The organism is Fictibacillus nanhaiensis, from assembly GCF_049537595.1.
Classification (GTDB): domain Bacteria; phylum Bacillota; class Bacilli; order Bacillales; family Fictibacillaceae; genus Fictibacillus; species Fictibacillus nanhaiensis_F.
In genome coordinates this window covers 1,465,464-1,483,467 of sequence record NZ_JBMULM010000001.1, presented here as the reverse complement: position 1 = coordinate 1,483,467, position 18,004 = coordinate 1,465,464, and the positions used below count along the sequence as shown (strand labels likewise).

Genomic DNA, 18,004 nt, shown 5'->3' with positions numbered 1-18,004 from the left:
ACGCGGAGGAACCTTGGATCAATTACCATTTTTTTCAATAACGTTTCATGACAGGAAAAAGAAGCTGTTCAAAGAATCAGCTTCTCATTTTTTCAGATTGGGCTCATATCATATTGTTTAACTAACTTATACATCAACACATCATCCACATACTCGTCGTTGCTAAACTTGAACTCTCTTACTTTTCTCCCTTCCTCTATAAATCCAAGTTTTTTATACAATTCTATTGCTCTAGTATTGGTAGAAAACGTTCCTAACGTAACCTTTTCAATGACCGGATGTTTTTCGGCCCAAGATAACAGCTCGTGAATCAATAGCTTGCCAATCCCTTTATTCCTAAATTCTTTACGAAGCATAATGGCAAATGACCCAATATGGTGCATTCTCATTCTTTCTTGTGAACGGAAAACGATCCATCCAACCACATTGTTTTCATATTCTGCCACAAGCATCGTCTCACGTTCATGCTTCAGAATGCTTTGTATCCATTCTTGATGATCTTCAATTGTCTTATTAAATTCATTTGGTAGTGCAATAAAATAATCGTGCTCAGAAATTACATCACGATGAATTTGAAGAATGGCCTCAGCATCTTCAGCACAAACGGTACGTATTCGTGCCTTGTTTTCTTGTATGATCAACATTAGCTTACCTCTTTTTCTAAAATAATTATGTGTGGATGACATGATTCTCTTCGATGATTGAACGAACGATATGAATAGAATCCCATTCACCGCGAGAGAATTTGACGATGGGGAATTTCTTCGGAAAAAGCTTCTGACAGATAGCTTCAGGAGTGACTCCTTGTTTTTTTAGAGTCAATACTTCTTCCTGAATTCCTAGCAGATAATTTAGTTTTCGTTGGAGTGCCTGCCTTCCATCTCGAACAAACCCTGCGTGATTGCAAAACACTTCCTGAAAGTCATATGTTAAAACCCGTTTTAAAGATTGAATAATTGTAGGGATGCTCTCTTCCTCTAAAATTACTTTCGTCCTTTCCATTACATATAGGTCACCTGTGAAAAGCTGCCCTGTCTCACGGTTAAGGAATGCATGATGATCTAGCGCATGACCTGGCGTCGGGATGGCATCCCAACGGGCTTTTCTCGATTGTAGTTCCTCTTTCATTTCTTGTGCATGAAACGGTTTTCTTCTTCCCCAAAAGAACTGTCGATACAATGGATAATGTGCTCGTTCTCTGCATATATCAATTGTTTTTTCATCTAAATAAATGGGGACTTTCTTTGTTTTTTCGATATAACTAGCACAACCTGTATGATCTTCATGAAAATGTGTAATGAATACTTGGTCAAAATCAGCTGAATCAATAAAAGGTTTGAAATGCTTATGTAATGACTGTGCACCAGTATCAATCAATACACCATCTATGAGATAACTGTAAACATTAAGGGAGACACCTTGAAAAGTGATCTTCCCATTTAAGTAAGAAACATTATGTTTTTCTCCAAAGTGAGATGTTTTCTTCAATAACACTGATTTTCAACTCCGATTCTCTTTCTCTACTATTTGACTATATTAACTTTAATTCCATAAAAGCCTTTATAGTCCTTCCACCCTCATAATCTCGTTTTCAGTAAGCGAAACTATAAGATATCCCCAACAGTGTCAGATTATTGGGAAAATTGATGAGAATGATGTCACTTTATGCTACCCCTTAGCCTTAAATTTTCCCAAGTTTTATTTTTCCATTTTATGTTAGATTTAAATTACAAGTCTTATAGAAAGGAGTTTTCCATGAACGTCGGAACTAGAGAGCCCATCACACAGTCACTCGAGCGATGGCATATAGCCATCCGGACAAATCACATACAGCAATCAGAGAGTATACATAACGAGATTAAGAGTGAGATCACACAGATTAAAGACCCTTCTACACAATTGTATTATCAATTATTAAACAGCCGATATTTGATTTTGAAGAAAGAGCTTGCTTCTGCTCACGCTATACTAGATACCTTAAATGATGTTCATCTGAATCGAACAGATATTTTTGGGTACTATATGAACTTAATTACCGGAATGCTATTAACAGCCGAAGGAAATTATGAAGTAGCAGAATTACGTTTTATCCGGGCGTTTAACTTATTAAACGTATTGAACAGCATAACGGATGATATTGTGCGTGCAGATTTCTATCATAAAGCTGCCGTTCTTTATTATCACATCCGTCAGCCACTCACAGCACTGGATTATGCAAACGAAGCTTTGAAAACGTTATCTGAAGCGGAAGATTATGAACTGCTTCAATCGGGTTGTGAAAATATATTGGGGCTCGCTTCTCTATCATTGAAACAATACGGAAAAGCGGAAGAACATTTTCTGTGTGCTCTTGATCTCGCAAAACGAGTTGATCAGTCCTATACCTCTCTGATCAAATACAACATCGGTTATCTGTATGCTGAACAAAACATGTCCGAACTGGCCGTACGCTATTTGTTAGAGGTATTTGAAGAAGAAGAAGCCTTTTATAAGACCCACTTCTTATTGTCTCGAGAATACTATCGATTGAATAATGAAGAAAAAGCAATGCCTTTCTACAAAAAAGGAATCGAGCTCGCGAATGAAGAATACCTTCATCACTTCAAAATACTGAACGCCTTAAATCAGGCAACAGATATAAACGAGCTTGAACGTATTGTTAAAGAAGGAAACGACTATTTTAAACAACACGAACTCTTTGGTTTCGTAGAAGATTATGCTGGAGAGCTTGCACAGGTCTTCTTCACCAAAGAGAACCACAATAAAGCTAGTTATTATTTTAAAGAGTCTTACGAAGCAAAACGCGCTTTACAAAAAAAGGAGGCACTAAAATGAAAAAATTCGCTGCAGGTATCATCATCACTTCACTAGCACTAACGGCTGTATTTGTTGGACTTTCCACAAAATCAGTTGAACAAGCTGAGCATGGCAGAACGTTCTCTCTTTCACAAAAATTATAAGATTATCTATTAGCACAAAAAACGATCAGAAGTTTTCTGATCGTTTTTTTGTGCATTGCTGATAGATATCTATTCACATTAGTTTTTTTGTCATTTTATAATTTATTAATGAAACCCCTTTACGAATTACATGTTGCGGAGAAACTACTTTGTATCCTCGCTGTTCAAAGAATGGTTTAGCGGTAATACTTGCATCCGTATCTATACAAAATAAATTTAATTGCCTTGCTTCCAATTCAATCGCATTTACTAATGCCGAAGCTATTCCTTGTCGTTGGTAATCCTTATGAACATACAGTCTATCTAAATGACCACTATAAGTTAAATCACAAAAACCAACAATACCATCATGATTCCTAGCTACAAACGTTATGTTATTTAACAATGATTCCTTCCACGACTTCACTTTAGATTGTAATTCATGAAAGGATACCCAAGCATCCAACTCTAGTGATGAATAGTCTTTTGCATTTACGGTATGTACAGTTTCATAAAACAGCTTGATAATCTCCTCTGTATCCGTTTCCTTGTACTTTGCAATTTTTAATTTCATCTACACACCTCTGTGGGGTAAACGTTATCCCTTTATTCACAATTCCTTAATCCAAACCGTTCCATTGTGATGATCCATGAAAGGAAAGGTATGGATTTAGTTATAAAAGCCTCATACCACTTGTATTAACTTTGCTGCATAACTATCACTTAGAAGGCAGTTTAATGGTAAATGTTGTTCCTTTTTTCAACTCGCTATTAATCGTAATTCTCCCACCCATCTGTTTTATAATTTGGTGGCATACGGTTAAACCAAGTCCTGTTCCTTTTTCTTTAGTAGAGTAATACGGGCTGCCAATTTTTTTCAATTGTTCTTTAGACATACCTACACCATTATCCTTGATCTCAATGCAAACATATCCGTTCGTATCATGAAATGCTATGATTCTAATTTCTCCTTTTGACTTGATTGCTTCTATGGCGTTCTTGATAATGTTGATCAATACTTGCTGAATTTCCAGTTTTAGTCCCTCAATTTTTAATGAAGATTCCACATGCTGCGAAATATGTATAGAGTTTAAAATAGCATAAGAGTGCATCACATCAATTGATTGTTGAATGGTTGATGTGAGATCGATGGTTTCATATTGATCCGTTTGCGGTTTAGCTAACGCTAAATACTGATTGATGATTTCCTGCGCCCGATCCAATTCCTCAATTGAGATACTTATGTACATCTGCTGTTCCTTCGTTAAATCTTCTTTTTGCATGAGTTGCATAAACCCTCGCACAGAAGTCATGGGATTTCGAATTTCGTGAGCAACTGATGCAGCAAGCTGACTTACAACATTCATTTTTTCTGTGCGGAGAAGCTCTTGTCTCATCTCAATCTGCTCTTTCATATTTTCAATCAAATGCACGACTGCGATTAACGTTGCCAATACAATTAGAGAAGAACTTAATTCAAAAAAGAGTTCTTGCTCGTCACCTTTTATTAAGAGTGAAATTCCTCGTGTGATAGGAATAAGTGAGTAGAACAAACTGATAACGGTAACTTTTCCTTTAATGCCATAGCGATGAAAAATCCTTGTGACTGGCAGTAACAATACACAGAACACCATGTAGTTTCCTAATAATACTGCTAAGTTTTGATCCGTGAAATAACCCATTATAAGAAGCACAAATAAACTTGAGAAACCAACCCTTTTTCCTCCATACAAAAAGGACAAGATAATGGCAACTGATTTAAAATCATATTTATAGATCTGAGAATAAACGACTGGTTGACTCATCGTGAAAACGAGAATTATCAGCATAAGCAGAAAGTATTTTGAAGTTACTTTCTTCCTCTCTTCATCTCTTTCATTAAAAAACACTTGATAAATAAGGATGGTAAAAAGTATTAAGACCACGTGTAAGCACATGCTTTGTATAGACTCTAACATTCTGTTCCCTACTTCCTAGATTTACCTGCCTTACATGATTTTCGACAACTTTTATGCATCTCCTTGTCAAAAAGACGAATTTTCTAGGTAATAGTATCTATTACTGCATATTAAAAAGCACTTCTCCCCCTAGGAAGAAGTGTTTTTTTGAATACCATTAAAATGTTCTACTGTAGACTTGCCCCTGAAAATGTATTGCATCCTCCGCTCGAATTTGCTGACTTTCACTTAATTCAGCTAGATCGACCCATCTTAGTGCTGAATGTTCGGAGCTAAGTACGATCTTGTCATCATCTGAAATATTGCAACGAAATATCGCTGCTTGTGTGTTAATTTTACTATGATAATAAATTCCAGTTAATACTGGATCAATCACATCGATCCCAAGCTCTTCTCTACATTCACGAAACAATGCTTGATGTATCGTTTCACCCGGATCGACACCACCGCCAGGTAAACTCCAACCTTTGTTTCCGTAAGTTCGTTTTAACAAAAGCACCTTATTCTCTGCATTAAATATCATGGCATGAGAACCAAATCGAAACGTATCATGAATTCCCAAGGAGATCCCTTTTCTTCTATAAATGTATAGCGAGTTATATTCTACTTCACACCATTGATATCCTTCATTAGCTAATGAGTTTAAGTCCAACTGCGGCACTGAGTACCATTGTCATAAAAAGAATTCTTAGTCCATTTTTTGATTCACCGTAAAATAAGATACCAACTAGTCCAGAACCTACTGTACCGATTCCGGTCCAAATTGCATACGCTGTCCCCATAGGCAAAGATTGCATAGCAAGACTCAACAAAAGAAAACTGCTGCTGAATCCTATAACTAAGACGAGGAATGAGATAACATTCCTTTTCTTTGCAACAAGATTCATACCTGTAACACCCACTACTTCAAAAAGTCCTGCAAACACCAGAAAGATCCAGCCCATTATTGAACCCCTCCTTCTGATTTTGGTTTTGCTGTTACTAATTTAAGTCCCATCACTCCAGCCAGAAGTATGAGGATGAGTATGATCTTCAGCATTTTAAACGGTTCACCGAATACAAGCATCTCCATCAAAACAGTTCCACTTGCTCCTAAACCAGTGAATACAGCGTATACTGTACCTACAGGAAGATGTTTGGTTGCTAAGATGAGTAGTGTAAAGGAAAAAATAATAGCAATCGTTGTTCCCGTCCAAGTCAAGAAATCATAAGAATGCTTTAAACCGATCACCCAACACACTTCAAACACTGAACCTAAAAGGACATAGCCCCATGAACGATTCATTACAATTCACCACTTTCATTACTAATACCCCGCCAGAAAACAAGCCACGACTGTGAAGACCTTTTTTGAAGACGTTCTGGAATTCCATAGATCAACTCAACAAGAAGTCCATCTAACATGGTTAAAAACGCAAGAGCCGCTGTTTCAGGTGTAATACCCGCTCTTAACAGCTCAGAATTCTGTTCGAACAGTGCTGTAAACAAGCTCTCCAAACGATCGACAAATTTGTTGCTTCCCATTTTAATGATTTCTTCATGCTTCACTGGCGGATAAAAAGACGTTCGCATAAAAAATTTCATATTGTTGTTTTTCTCAAATCGCTCTAAATACTCCGTTAAAAATTTGGACAAAACTTCTTTTAATTGAAGAGAACCCTGATCTTCAATAAAGTGTTTTACAAAATCGATTTCACAGTCAGTTGCTTCATGAAACGTTTGTATATAGAGATCATCTTTACTCTTAAAGTGAGTGTAGATTGATTGTTTTTTAATTCCCACTTCGTTTGCGATTACAGACAAAGAAGCACCCTCAAACCCTAGTTGAGCAAACTGAATGAGTGCTGTTCGTTTCAATTGATCATACGTCATTGTTAAGCTCCCTTCCGAACGGTCGTAAGGTTATCATATCACACAATTCTTTGAAGTCAACATATCGTTAATGGCATAAACGTGTATCAATCCATCCAAAATGTGGTATTATTATTTTTGGTAAAATAATGAAAACAGGAAGAAGTGCGTTACATGGAGACTCCAAATAGTAAATCATTTATAGATAAATTAGATTATGGAATTCTATTTATACTCTTCTTATTGTCAATAATTAGCTTGATGTTCATATACAGCGGCCAACAATCTGGTCAATACAACGATAATTTTGTTCCTAAACAAATATTCTGGTACACCTTGAGTACAATTTTAATGCTAGCCATAGCGCGCTTAGATTTTGAGCAGCTTAAAAGAATGTCATGGTATTTTTATGGCATTGTTCTATTCTTTATTGTGATGTTAATTTTCGCCCCAGAAAGTATTGCAAAACCGATCAACGGCTCAAAAGCGTGGTATCAATTGCCTTTCCTTGGTTCTTTTCAACCATCAGAATTCATGAAGATCGCTTTGATCTTAGTTCTGAGTAATATTGTTGAATCACACAATTACCAATATATTCAGCGAACGATACGATCAGATTTATATCTAATCTACAAAATGGGACTAGCTTGCTTAGCGCCTGTAATCTTTGTCGCCATCCAGCCAGATTCAGGAATGATCATGCTCTACCTTTCCATTATTCTGTCCATCATATTCATATCGGGTGTAAGCTGGAAGATCATTTTAGCCGTTATCTCATTGCCATCTATCGTCTTGACGGCATTAATTGTCATCTATTTTAAATTTAATAACTTTTTTCAGACGAAACTGCTCGTCTTACTTCTTCCTCACCAACGAAGTAGGATAAACGGCTGGTTAAATCCGTTTGAATACACAGACCAAGGTTATCAAACGAAACAAGCTATTACTGCGATCGGTTCAGGTTGGTATTCTGGTAAGGGGTGGATGGAAGGAATCATGTATGTACCTGAAGCTCACACTGATTTTATCTTTTCCATTATTGGTGAAGACACAGGTTTTCTCGGTACATCCATCGTCGTAAGTCTATTCTTCTTATTAATCTATAAAATCGTGATACTAGGTGTGAAATCAAACTATTCATTCGGCGGATATATGTGTTCAGGAATTATCGGACTTCTTTCGTTCCAGATCTTTCAGAATGTTGGCATGAATATTGGATTGTTACCGGTAACAGGGGTCACACTTCCGTTCTTAAGCTATGGAGGAAGCTCTCTTTTGTCTAATATGATGTTAATGGGAATCGTACTCGGAGTCAGTGTGCAGACGAATCGTTATATGTTTGAGATTGATCAGTAAATACGGTGCAGGTGCAGGTAATAATTTGGACAACGACCGGATAATATCTGGCCGTTGTTTGTTTTCAATCGATTTTTCTAATGTTGTTTTCAGCTATTCTGTCCATTTGGGATCATAATCTGTCCAATCTTGTTCATACACCCACTACAATGTGCAAACAAAATAAAAAGCACCCCTCCCATTAGAAGAAGTGCTAACTAACACTAATTATTCAGTTGTTTGAAGGATCTCAGTAACTTTAGCTGATTCTTTCACTTTAGGACTACCCGCGTTATCGGCAAATCCGAAAATACTAAACAATACAATCGTCACACCAAGTATGAATTTTTTGTTCATCTTCATCATATTACTGCTTCCAATTCAATCGTCGCTTTAAATAGATCTCCATCAACATCGATGTCCATTGTGCCTTCATGAAGATCTACGATAGATTTTGCAATGGCGAGACCAAGGCCTGAACCATCAGTATGACGTGATGTGTCTCCGCGTTTAAACCGTTCAAATAGCTCTTCAAAGTTTCCGCCTAGTTCATACTTCGAGACATTTTTAAAAGAAACGATGACCTTTCGATTTTCTTCTGTTACGGACACATATACTCTAGTATTCTCCATAGAATACTTTAATGCATTGCCGATTAAGTTATCAAAAACGCGCCACATCTTTTGTCCGTCCACATGAGCAAGGACCGGAACATTTGGCGTTGCTAGCCTGAAAGATAGTGATGATTCTTTAATGGTTTCGTTGTATTCAGCCATAGCTTGCTGAAGCAACTGGACGATATCGACTTTATCTTTAATCAGCTCCAGATTTCCGCTTGCCATCTTAGATACTTCGAACAGATCATCAATCAGAACTTTTAGACGCTTCGACTTGCGATCTATAATTTCTAAATAAGCATTCTGATCCTCTTTTGTTATCTCTTGTGACTTTAATAGTTCCGTATACGTAATGATCGATGTCAAAGGAGTTCGTAAATCATGACTGACATTGGTGATCAGCTCCGTTTTAAGCCTCTCACTTTTTGCTTCAGCACGCTTAGACGTTTTTACACCATGCTTTAATACGTTCAGGTTTCCTGCTAACATGGCTAGTGCTGATTTACCCTTGTGAGGAAGATCTTGTTCCATTTGTCCCGCTGCTAGCTCATTCGTATGCTGGATAATTCTATTAAAGTATCCGATTCTTTTAAAAAGGTAAATCAGTACGGGTACAGTAAAAAATAAAAACAGAATAAAATAAACGACGAAAGCCATGGGATGAAAGAATACGACTGCAGCACCGAAACCTGACAAGAAAATAACAATAAGAAGAAGCATGATTTGTATCCCAACACTTCTATTGTAGAATGCATCAGAAACTAAGCGGTAAAACCATTGGGCTGACTTAGAGATAAACGCATCTCGATATAGCTGTCTATTTCTAACATCACTGTAGATCCAAGTGGTTTGGATAAGAGTGATACTCACCACAAGCACTGTGATCAGAAATTCGAATAGACCGTCACTATACATGAATGAGAATACCAAATTATCGTAGTTTTGTGCGTTCATAACAATTGCCATGATTGCAAAAAACAAACTGACCAATAAGAATCCTAACCGAATATCAATAGGCACCCTACGATAGATCTTTACTTTGTCAGATGAAGAGATCATCTGAAGTGGATGAAGTCTTCTGCCCCATAAAAACACAATGAATAGAATTACAATACTGCAAATCGAAATAATGTAGAACACCGTTTGTCTCTTCTCAAAATCATCTACTTGTTTTTGTAACCAACTTCCTTGTTCAGGAAGAGTAATTATACCCTGAAGTGTTTTTGACGTTTCTGTAAAATATTCATTATAAGAGTAATTAGAAAAGATATCTATCTCATTAATTCCCAAGTTGCCGTTTTCAGATGATGAAGAATACTCTCTAGTGAACAAATTAGTTTTATCCTTAAGATCTTCAGGACCTTCTGCTGAAGAAAGATTTGTATATACCTCTTTTGAGTTCATATCCACCAAATAGTAGTTAAAACCCAAAAGGTTAGGATCATAATCAGAAATATAACTTTGTCTTTCTTTAACAAGTGACTCTACTTCTTTTTCCTTTTCCTTCACGATCTTAGCTTTAATATGCTCGTCACTTTTAAAGTTCTCCATAATATCTTTAACTTTTGCATCTCTTTTTTCTTCATAAAGCTTAACAACATCGTCGTTCTTAGCAGCCTTTGCTTCATCAATCTGGTATTCATACTGGCTTTTGATATCTGCTATTTGCTCTGACAAACTCCCATAGCGCATACGATGCTCTTCAATTTCTTCTTTTGAGACTTTAATATTATTTTTAAGTTCATCTTTAGATAAATAGTTAATTTCAGAAGTATTAATATAGTTGATAAATCCCTCAAACTCTGAGTTAAATTCCTCTGTATGAAAATAATCCTTTTTAAAATACCAATGACCATTCTCTAGGATCGAAATTATTCCACTTAACCCAAAGGTCAACAACATGATCCAAATAACCCACTTGCTTCTATTTTTCCATTTTGTATCCAATTCCCCATACCACCTTTAAATATCTAGGATTTTTCGGATCGATCTCAATCTTTTCTCTAATCTTTCGTATATGAACGGCCACTGTGTTTTCAGCATTGTAACTTGGTTCTTTCCAAACCCGCTCATAAATATCATTTATGGAAAAAACTCTTCCAGGGTAAGACATGAGCAACTCCACAATCTTGTATTCGATAGGAGTTAATTTTACTGAGTCCCCGTTTATGGCGACTTCCTTTGCTTCCTTATCGAGTGTCAGACCGTTCAGATTAATTAGATTTGTCTTCCCCTCATATGTACCAAGAGTCACGTAACGCCTTAGCTGCGATTTAACTCGTGCAATTAACTCCAAAGGATTGAACGGCTTTGTCACATAATCATCCGCACCGATCTGCAGTCCTAGAACTTTATCTGTATCTTCACTCTTCGCACTTAAGATAATAATCGGTATGTTTTTTTGTTCTCGAATTTTAAAGGTAGTCGAGATGCCATCTAACTTTGGCATCATAATATCCATGACAATAAGATGGATTGGGTGTTCATCTAATTTCTCTATCGCTTCAATGCCATCTCCAGCTTGAACAACCGTGATTCCTTCATTTTTCAGATATATCTCTATTGCATCGCGAATTTCTTTTTCATCATCTACAACTAGCACGTTAAAATCATTCATATTCTCACACTCCCTTCTGCATTATAGCATGGCATATATTTGAAATTATCTTCATTCTACACAGCAATCCTTTATATTTAGTTAGCAAAAATCTTAAGACTTTCTTAAGTTTCGCAAATAATTTATAGCTGAAGTTATAGACAAACAAAAAAGCGCATTTCTATTTAAAGAAATGCACTCTTTCTTGAAGCTCTATTACTTTTGAGATTCACTATATCTTTTAAAATTGTCCATGAACGCTTGCCATCCCGCTTCTTGCATTTCAACCGGATTCGACGCTTCGGCTTCAAATGTTTCAACGACTCTCGTTACATTTTCTAAACCGACAAAAGTAATCGTAACTTTTCTTCCATCATCTAGCGTATAAGCAATATATTCATTTGTTTTGACTTCATCATACTTCCCGCTAAAATCAAATCCAAAGCTGCCATCTTTTGCTTCCATTCTGGTAAGAAACCTTCCGCCATCTCTCAAATCGTTTTCCGCTTTTGGTGCGTGCCACTCGTCAGAAGCAAAGCTCCAACCTGTAATATGCTGTGGTTCCGTCCAATATTTCCAAACTTCTGCAACTGGTTTGTTCACGGTTGTTTCCACCGTGATGATTACTTTATTACTTGTTTCCATAAAATAAACCACCTTTCCGTTGATCACTTATTTAATTACTTTTTGCACAGCTTTAATTCAACAAAAAAGATGCATTTTCCTTCTTCACGAAATGCATCAATGCAAAAATACTTCCTTATTGAATGGCTTTCTTAGCTTCTTGATACTTTGCATTTGCTAGGTTCTTAATCTGTAAAAGATAATCTTCTTACTTGATTTAACTTTTAATTGAAGCTTCAAGAAAACTATGAATTTGCGTTTGGTTGCTCAGAAATACTTCCTCCTGTTGAAGCTTCCCGTCATATAAAAAAAGCATGACTTTTACATCATGCTTTCGTTCGTTACTCACGCCAGAATTTCGTGTAGTCTGCTTTGTCCCTTATATTAAATTCAATTATATTCTCAAGCAGCTCATAATTCACTTCATCTTTCCAACGAATACGGAACAAGCCTTTCGTTGAGCTATAACCAGACTCTTCAATACTATCGGCAAATCGTACCATTGCTATTTCTTCAGGAGCAATGCTCATGTGTTGCTTAGCCATTGAAATACCGATGATAAATGTGCCATGATCGGTATACATCGGTGTGTTCCACTTGAATTGCGGTTCTAGATTAGGAAATTTTTGTGCGATCCATTCCAAAACTTCCTCCATTCGATGCCTATGATTAGGATTATCAATGCCCGCTAGGTATTGCGAAAAGATTTCCATATTGTATCTCCTTATCATTGATAAAATTTACAGAGTCTCATTACTTATCAGTTTATATGAAGATTCCATTCTAGTAAAACACTCTATTGCACTTAAGTGAAACATGATGTTTTGTTTCTCCTATCTTCTATCGTTAGTAACTAATGTTAGATAATTTTAAGAAGAACAAGAAATGCATCCTACTCCCTTCACACGATCCTTCACCCTAGCGGTATATTCTTCTCCACATTTTTTACACAGCCACCAAACATTATTGTAGGACGTAACAGAGACATCTTTAGGTGTTTTATGAATCCCAAACAATGTACCATTGCGATCGGGATGCCATTCTGCTGCAATTTCTGGATACATACTAAACAGGGATTGCTCAAATTTTATACACTCGGGACAACGAGACTTGTTCTTAATCCTTTTTCGAATTCTTTCCCGCCATACATGTCCTTTTTCACACACCCATGCCACTTCTTCATTAGAGTTGTAAACCACATCATGTGGACTTTTTTCATTATTAACAGTAGACCATTCAGTTACTAACTCAGGATGAATTGTAGCCAAACAGTTCTTTTCGTATGCTTTTTTGTCGGAGCAATATACACATACACTTTTTGGGTTATGTACTCGATTAATCACTGATTCTTCCCACTCATGTCCTCGTTTACACATCCACCATCTTCGCGGCCAATCTTCCTTGCTGTCAACATCCGTAACAATTAGATTATTGTTTCGAGACGGATGCCATTGTTGGCTTAGTTCAGGATCTGCTTCCGCTAACGTTTCACTCTTAACTCCTTCGAACTGATACGATCGTTTTAACGCTCTATCTTCTCTAACACAATCCGAGCATTCCAAGTTTTTTCTGTATCTTTCACGAATGGTCGCTCCCCATTCATGTCCTTTTGAACAGACCCACCATATGTATTCATAACTGCCAAAACTTATTTGACTCGATTCGATACCCTGATTCTTTGTAGGATGCCATTGTGATAATAGCTTATTCGGTAATAACATCTGCTTCAACTACTTCAACCCTTTCTCTTCCAATCGGACACTCATAATAAAAAAGGACTATGAAAAAGACCTTTTCATAGTTAATTATACCTATCATTCTAACTTATGAACTTGGGAAAATGATAGTTAAAAAGACCCTATAAATATAGGGGTCATATTGTGTTTTTCCCAACTTTAGAGTTTTAAAGTCTACAATTTTTATTTATAAATAAAAAAACTCTCCTTCGTGAAGAAAAAGAAGAGTTCTGTGAATGTTATACATTTATCAATATTTTTCTATACTAACACTTCCAGAAAAGAAGGTCGCTCCCCCACCCATATCTGCGATTCGATCCGGGGTAAGCGAATTGACTAGATGCTTCATGTCTTGATCTGCACTCCAAAGCCCTTGCGTAACGGCAACACCACGAAGGACATTCTCACCCACACTTGCTTTAAGGACACATTCTCCTTGCTCATTCCACACACGTACCTTTTCACCATCTTTTACTCCTGCTTGATCAGCATCGTACTGATTCAAAACTATTTCAGGTTCTTTTTCAAGTCCAACATGTTTGCTTTGATTTGCAAACGTTGAGTTCAAAAAGTTATGGTTGGGTGCTGCAATAAATCTAAGAGGATGGTCAGAATCATTAATCAAAGGGATGTATGTCGGCAGTGCTGGATAGCCATCTTGTTTCATCTTTTCAGAATACAATTCTATTTTTCCGCTCGGTGTTGGAAGCTTATTTGGAAATTCCACCTCTGCCTTTACATATTGTTTTTTACTCAATACGTCAAAATTTATTCTTTGAATATATGGGTTCGTTGGAGTATCAAGTGACTGATCGATAAGTTCAGCTTCTGTTTCATCAAACGCGTCTTCCGTAAAATCCATTCCTTTAGCAAGGAGACGGAACACCTCTACATTAGACTTGGACTCACCATAAGATTCGATTACGGGCTGTTGAAGCTGGATATAGTGATGCCAGTACGACGTGTAGAAGTCTGTGTTTTCAAACGAAGATGTAGCCGGCAAAACAATGTCTGCATATTTAGCCGTCTCTGTTAAAAATAAATCATGTACCACTGTAAATAGGTCCTCTCGTTCTAATCCTTTTCGAACCTTATTCCCTGCAGGAGCAACCACTGCAGGATTCGTTCCATATACAAAAAGTGATCGTATAGGAGGATTTAAAGTAAGCAACGCTTCTCCGAGAAGATTCATGTTAATAACACGTGTATTCTTATTTTGCTGTAGATCAGGCCGTTGTAAGTTAGCAGTGTTAAACGCAAGATAAGCCGAATTCCCTTTGATAGCTCCTCCACCTTTTACAAGCCATTGACCTGTTAAAGCAGGTAAGCAAGATACGGTTCTCACAAACATACCACCATTATCATGATGTTGTGGTCCGTTTCCAATCCGAAGAAATGCAGGAGACGTTTGACCATACATCTGAGCAAGTTTCAGAATATCCTCTACAGGTATTCCAGTAATGCTAGAAACCGTAATCGGATCATATTGCTCAACATGTTTTCGCAACTCTTCATGTCCAACAGTGTACTGGTCCAAAAACGAGTCATCCACCATGTTTTCAGCAAATAGAATATGCATCAAGCCTAAAGCAAGAGCCGTATCTGTTCCTGGTAAGATGGGGATGAACCAGTCTGCAAATCTAGCAGTCTGATTTTTATGAACGTCAATGACGACGATCTTCGCTCCGTTTTGTTTACGTGCTTGTTGCGCAAGTGAAACTTGATGCATATTCGTACTAACGGCGTTAATCCCCCAGAAAATAAACAACTTAGAATGAATCGTATCTTCAGGATCAATTCCATAGCTGCCACCCATCGTATATTTGTAACCGGCTGCACCTGCTGAGTTACAGATGCTTCGATCAAGCTTGGAAGCTCCTAGTCGATGAAAAAAACGGCGGTCCATTCCTTCAGCTGCAAGATTACCCATATTTCCATAAAAACTATAAGGTAGAATACTTTCTGTCCCGTCGTTTTGAATTAATTCCTTCCAACGAGTCGTAATCGTATCTATCGCTTCATCCCAGCTTATTTGTTCAAAATGTCCTTCACCTTTTGCTCCAATACGCTTCATCGGATATTTTAACCGCTTTTCATCATATAGGCGTTCAGTCATGTTTCGAACTTTATTACAAATAAAACCCTTTGTGACCGGATGATCCGGATCACCTTCTACTTTTATAATTTTCCCCTTTTCTTTATGGAGGAGCAATCCACATTGATCCGGACAGTCTAACGAACAAACTGCAGGAAAAACACCGTTGGGGTTATCTACAAAACTAGTCATTTGCGTTCTCCTTTCCAAGATGTCAATTCATTTTGTTTTTATTCAATATTTACTTTTTAATCTAAATGTCCCAATCAGGGTTCCATACGACTTCCCACAAGTGTCCATCTGGATCTTGAAAGTGACCAGAATACCCACCCCAAAATGTTTCATGAGCTGGATCTGTTACTGACGCTCCAGCTAGTTCCGCTTCTTTCATAATCTTATCAACTTCTGCTTTACTTCCAACATTATGGCCGAGAGTAAATTCAGTAGGATTCGGTGTTCCACCAGAAACCTTAGCCTCATGTGCCAAATCGTTGCGGTTCCAAATAGCAAGTTTCAATCCCTGCTGCAAATTAAAAAAAGCAACAGCTCCATGCTCAAACTCTTTACCTATAATTCCTTTAGTCGGAAAACCTAAACCATCCCGATAAAACCGCAACGATCTCTCTAAGTCTTCAACTCCTAATGTAATGACCGTAACTCGTGGTTTCATAGTCTCATCTCCCCTTTTTCCTTCTTTAGTAATCATAAGTATAAGGCAACTTTAAGATAAACCTCTTTATCGACACGTTAGTTGAAGTTAGAGGTTTCCATCTAGTAACTAGTGAACTCCTTTTAACGATTTTTACTTTTTTGAAGCTTTTATAATAAATGTGGCTGGAACAAGGTTTGCTTTTTGAGTAGAGTACCATCTCGAAGGATTCTCAGAATGCTCTTCAGGTAAGCAAACATCATCTATTACTTTTTCTATCATAAAACCTGCTTCGACTAAAGCATTTATGTAAGTGCTTAATTTTCTATGATGAATGACGGCTAAATTCTGCCAACCTTCATTATATTCCGGGCCTTCAGTCACATAAGATTTGTTAAATATGAACCTAGACTGTTCTTGTTCGTATTTCAAACGATCATGAAGAGGATGTTCCCAGCTGAAAATAAAAACGCCGCCTGGTTTGAGATAACTATATATATTCGTGAACGTAAGATTTAAATTTGTTGTCCAACCTAAAGCATAGATCGAATAAACTATATCGAAATAACTGGATGGTAATCCCGGGTTCTCCTCCATAGGAGATTCAATTAATGTAACCTCTACTAGTTGATCGTGTAAAACGTTTCTCGCTGTCTCAATCTGCTTCGTGCACAGATCTAACCCCCATAATTCTTTAGCACCTTCTCTGCCCATATAGTGCAAAGAATGACCACTACCACACCCTATATCCAACACCTTATTCCCTTTTATTGAGCCAAATAATTTTAGTTGCTCTTCACATAATGAGAACGGTCCGTATTCAGGAAGAGCCGTTCTACCAAAAAAGCGTTCGGCTGATACCTCCCACCTTTGTTTATTTATTTTTAAAATTTCAATTGCTTCCAAAAAGCTTCACGTCCTTATGACCATATTTTTCACAGTTAGCAGACAATAAATAATTTTGAGTAAGAGCCATATTTCCATATTCAATCACGTTAATCCTTCTTGACTCTTAAGAATCAATGTGAATATAAGAATTTATTAAAAGTAACTTTTTCTAACTTCTATTGTATAATTTAACATATAATGGAATTGCGATTAGAAATTAAGAGTAAGTTTAAGTGGAGTTTTTACATGCATTCAGTTAATAGAGGAGCTATATGGAGCTATGCAATCCTATCACTCATAACCATTGCTTTTACGTTTATAGATTTAAATCAACCGTATGAGACACCGGAAGATGCACAATCTCGATTTGAACTACATTTTCAACCCATTTTCACATTTCTCATGATTAGTGCATCCTTTTTGTTTTTCAAATTACACAAAAGATTGCAAGTATTCGCTGGACCTATTTTCATTCTATTGGGGGGCTTTTGGTACCTTTGGATTTTCATGTCTTTTACAATTGGATGGGTAAGGATGCAGGGGTTTCTCGGACTTGGATTTGGATTAGTTATTAGTTTCATACTTACTGTATATCATTTGTATACCAATTTAAAAAATGAAAAAAAACCTTCTATGTAAATAAATGAACAAAGCAACAAAAAACAATATTCGCTGGAAAACAAAAAAGTCAGCAGATCATTCTCTGCTGACTCCAT

General features: G+C 36.9%; 20 protein-coding genes. 3 read left to right on the top strand and 17 right to left on the bottom strand.

Annotation, left to right across the window (positions count from 1 at the left end):
- Positions 1 to 92: 92 nt before the first annotated feature.
- Both ACOZ9X_RS07595 and ACOZ9X_RS07590 read right to left on the bottom strand, forming a co-directional pair.
- Positions 93 to 644, bottom strand: a complete 552-nt coding sequence (locus tag ACOZ9X_RS07595) for a GNAT family N-acetyltransferase (RefSeq protein WP_423417648.1) — start codon at positions 642 to 644, stop codon at positions 93 to 95.
- A gap of 25 nt (positions 645 to 669) precedes the next feature.
- Positions 670 to 1,494 (bottom strand): MBL fold metallo-hydrolase, encoded by an 825-nt coding sequence (locus tag ACOZ9X_RS07590; RefSeq protein WP_423417647.1) that lies wholly within the window; start codon positions 1,492 to 1,494, stop codon positions 670 to 672.
- A 261-nt stretch (positions 1,495 to 1,755) separates the two neighbouring features.
- Here ACOZ9X_RS07590 and ACOZ9X_RS07585 point away from each other — a divergent pair, with 261 nt between their 5' ends.
- Both ACOZ9X_RS07585 and ACOZ9X_RS07580 read left to right on the top strand, forming a co-directional pair.
- A complete protein-coding gene (locus ACOZ9X_RS07585; RefSeq protein ID WP_423417646.1) occupies positions 1,756 to 2,835 on the top strand; it encodes a tetratricopeptide repeat protein in 1,080 nt (359 codons plus the stop codon).
- On the top strand, positions 2,832 to 2,960 hold the full coding sequence (locus ACOZ9X_RS07580) for a hypothetical protein (RefSeq protein ID WP_260858542.1): 129 nt from the start codon (positions 2,832 to 2,834) through the stop codon (positions 2,958 to 2,960). Before ACOZ9X_RS07585 ends, ACOZ9X_RS07580 begins: the two co-directional genes overlap by 4 nt.
- Positions 2,961 to 3,033: 73 nt before the next feature.
- Here the strand turns inward: ACOZ9X_RS07580 and ACOZ9X_RS07575 are convergent, their stop codons facing one another.
- The 6 genes from ACOZ9X_RS07575 to ACOZ9X_RS07550 all read right to left on the bottom strand — a co-directional run bounded on the left by ACOZ9X_RS07575 (position 3,034) and on the right by ACOZ9X_RS07550 (position 6,769).
- Entirely contained in the window at positions 3,034 to 3,513 is a 480-nt protein-coding gene (locus tag ACOZ9X_RS07575) for a GNAT family N-acetyltransferase (RefSeq protein ID WP_423417645.1), read from the bottom strand.
- Between the two features lie 145 nt (positions 3,514 to 3,658).
- Positions 3,659 to 4,897, bottom strand: a complete 1,239-nt coding sequence (locus ACOZ9X_RS07570) for an ATP-binding protein (protein ID WP_423417644.1) — start codon at positions 4,895 to 4,897, stop codon at positions 3,659 to 3,661.
- Positions 4,898 to 5,054: 157 nt separating this feature from the next.
- Positions 5,055 to 5,459, bottom strand: a complete 405-nt coding sequence (locus ACOZ9X_RS07565; protein WP_423417643.1) for an NUDIX hydrolase — start codon at positions 5,457 to 5,459, stop codon at positions 5,055 to 5,057.
- A 67-nt stretch (positions 5,460 to 5,526) separates the two neighbouring features.
- A complete protein-coding gene (locus ACOZ9X_RS07560; RefSeq protein ID WP_423417642.1) occupies positions 5,527 to 5,841 on the bottom strand; it encodes a DMT family transporter in 315 nt (104 codons plus the stop codon).
- Positions 5,841 to 6,182, bottom strand: coding sequence for a DMT family transporter (locus ACOZ9X_RS07555; RefSeq protein WP_423417641.1), 342 nt, complete (start codon positions 6,180 to 6,182; stop codon positions 5,841 to 5,843). Before ACOZ9X_RS07555 ends, ACOZ9X_RS07560 begins: the two co-directional genes overlap by 1 nt.
- The gene (locus tag ACOZ9X_RS07550) at positions 6,182 to 6,769 is read right to left on the bottom strand and encodes a TetR/AcrR family transcriptional regulator (RefSeq protein ID WP_423417640.1); all 588 of its coding nucleotides are present in this window, start codon (positions 6,767 to 6,769) and stop codon (positions 6,182 to 6,184) included. Before ACOZ9X_RS07550 ends, ACOZ9X_RS07555 begins: the two co-directional genes overlap by 1 nt.
- A 153-nt stretch (positions 6,770 to 6,922) precedes the next feature.
- Here ACOZ9X_RS07550 and ACOZ9X_RS07545 point away from each other — a divergent pair, with 153 nt between their 5' ends.
- Entirely contained in the window at positions 6,923 to 8,104 is a 1,182-nt protein-coding gene (locus tag ACOZ9X_RS07545; RefSeq protein WP_423417639.1) for an FtsW/RodA/SpoVE family cell cycle protein, read from the top strand.
- A 207-nt stretch (positions 8,105 to 8,311) separates the two neighbouring features.
- Here the strand turns inward: ACOZ9X_RS07545 and ACOZ9X_RS07540 are convergent, their stop codons facing one another.
- From ACOZ9X_RS07540 to ACOZ9X_RS07500, 9 genes are all read right to left on the bottom strand, one after another.
- Positions 8,312 to 8,449: a hypothetical protein gene (locus ACOZ9X_RS07540; protein ID WP_423417638.1), complete on the bottom strand. Its 138-nt coding sequence runs from the start codon at positions 8,447 to 8,449 to the stop codon at positions 8,312 to 8,314.
- The gene (locus ACOZ9X_RS07535; protein ID WP_423417637.1) at positions 8,446 to 10,647 is read right to left on the bottom strand and encodes a histidine kinase dimerization/phospho-acceptor domain-containing protein; all 2,202 of its coding nucleotides are present in this window, start codon (positions 10,645 to 10,647) and stop codon (positions 8,446 to 8,448) included. Before ACOZ9X_RS07535 ends, ACOZ9X_RS07540 begins: the two co-directional genes overlap by 4 nt.
- A complete protein-coding gene (locus ACOZ9X_RS07530; RefSeq protein WP_423417636.1) occupies positions 10,625 to 11,317 on the bottom strand; it encodes a response regulator transcription factor in 693 nt (230 codons plus the stop codon). Before ACOZ9X_RS07530 ends, ACOZ9X_RS07535 begins: the two co-directional genes overlap by 23 nt.
- 195 nt (positions 11,318 to 11,512) lie before the next feature.
- Positions 11,513 to 11,941 (bottom strand): SRPBCC family protein, encoded by a 429-nt coding sequence (locus ACOZ9X_RS07525; RefSeq protein ID WP_423417635.1) that lies wholly within the window; start codon positions 11,939 to 11,941, stop codon positions 11,513 to 11,515.
- 320 nt (positions 11,942 to 12,261) lie between these two features.
- Complete coding sequence (locus ACOZ9X_RS07520) at positions 12,262 to 12,633, bottom strand: iron chaperone (protein WP_423417634.1); 372 nt, start codon at positions 12,631 to 12,633, stop codon at positions 12,262 to 12,264.
- 156 nt (positions 12,634 to 12,789) lie between these two features.
- Positions 12,790 to 13,641, bottom strand: a complete 852-nt coding sequence (locus ACOZ9X_RS07515) for a zinc-ribbon domain-containing protein (protein WP_423418242.1) — start codon at positions 13,639 to 13,641, stop codon at positions 12,790 to 12,792.
- 265 nt (positions 13,642 to 13,906) lie between these two features.
- The gene (locus ACOZ9X_RS07510) at positions 13,907 to 15,943 is read right to left on the bottom strand and encodes a molybdopterin-dependent oxidoreductase (RefSeq protein ID WP_423417633.1); all 2,037 of its coding nucleotides are present in this window, start codon (positions 15,941 to 15,943) and stop codon (positions 13,907 to 13,909) included.
- 61 nt (positions 15,944 to 16,004) lie between these two features.
- The gene (locus ACOZ9X_RS07505; protein WP_423417632.1) at positions 16,005 to 16,421 is read right to left on the bottom strand and encodes a VOC family protein; all 417 of its coding nucleotides are present in this window, start codon (positions 16,419 to 16,421) and stop codon (positions 16,005 to 16,007) included.
- A gap of 132 nt (positions 16,422 to 16,553) precedes the next feature.
- Positions 16,554 to 17,306: a class I SAM-dependent methyltransferase gene (locus ACOZ9X_RS07500; RefSeq protein ID WP_423417631.1), complete on the bottom strand. Its 753-nt coding sequence runs from the start codon at positions 17,304 to 17,306 to the stop codon at positions 16,554 to 16,556.
- Positions 17,307 to 18,004: the final 698 nt, after the last annotated feature.

Excerpts from the sequence above, each read along its gene's own strand:
- ACOZ9X_RS07570 (WP_423417644.1), bottom strand. The coding sequence starts at position 4,897 with ATGTTAGAGTCTATACAAAGCATGTGCTTACACGTGGTCTTAATACTT.
- ACOZ9X_RS07520 (WP_423417634.1), bottom strand. The coding sequence starts at position 12,633 with ATGGAAATCTTTTCGCAATACCTAGCGGGCATTGATAATCCTAATCAT.
- ACOZ9X_RS07545 (WP_423417639.1), top strand. The coding sequence starts at position 6,923 with ATGGAGACTCCAAATAGTAAATCATTTATAGATAAATTAGATTATGGA.
- ACOZ9X_RS07595 (WP_423417648.1), bottom strand. The coding sequence starts at position 644 with ATGTTGATCATACAAGAAAACAAGGCACGAATACGTACCGTTTGTGCT.
- ACOZ9X_RS07575 (WP_423417645.1), bottom strand. The coding sequence starts at position 3,513 with ATGAAATTAAAAATTGCAAAGTACAAGGAAACGGATACAGAGGAGATT.
- ACOZ9X_RS07540 (WP_423417638.1), bottom strand. The coding sequence starts at position 8,449 with ATGATGAAGATGAACAAAAAATTCATACTTGGTGTGACGATTGTATTG.
- ACOZ9X_RS07550 (WP_423417640.1), bottom strand. The coding sequence starts at position 6,769 with ATGACGTATGATCAATTGAAACGAACAGCACTCATTCAGTTTGCTCAA.
- ACOZ9X_RS07515 (WP_423418242.1), bottom strand. The coding sequence starts at position 13,641 with ATGTTATTACCGAATAAGCTATTATCACAATGGCATCCTACAAAGAAT.
- ACOZ9X_RS07525 (WP_423417635.1), bottom strand. The coding sequence starts at position 11,941 with ATGGAAACAAGTAATAAAGTAATCATCACGGTGGAAACAACCGTGAAC.
- ACOZ9X_RS07510 (WP_423417633.1), bottom strand. The coding sequence starts at position 15,943 with ATGACTAGTTTTGTAGATAACCCCAACGGTGTTTTTCCTGCAGTTTGT.
- ACOZ9X_RS07580 (WP_260858542.1), top strand. The coding sequence starts at position 2,832 with ATGAAAAAATTCGCTGCAGGTATCATCATCACTTCACTAGCACTAACG.
- ACOZ9X_RS07585 (WP_423417646.1), top strand. The coding sequence starts at position 1,756 with ATGAACGTCGGAACTAGAGAGCCCATCACACAGTCACTCGAGCGATGG.
- ACOZ9X_RS07530 (WP_423417636.1), bottom strand. The coding sequence starts at position 11,317 with ATGAATGATTTTAACGTGCTAGTTGTAGATGATGAAAAAGAAATTCGC.
- ACOZ9X_RS07560 (WP_423417642.1), bottom strand. The coding sequence starts at position 5,841 with ATGGGCTGGATCTTTCTGGTGTTTGCAGGACTTTTTGAAGTAGTGGGT.
- ACOZ9X_RS07505 (WP_423417632.1), bottom strand. The coding sequence starts at position 16,421 with ATGAAACCACGAGTTACGGTCATTACATTAGGAGTTGAAGACTTAGAG.
- ACOZ9X_RS07555 (WP_423417641.1), bottom strand. The coding sequence starts at position 6,182 with ATGAATCGTTCATGGGGCTATGTCCTTTTAGGTTCAGTGTTTGAAGTG.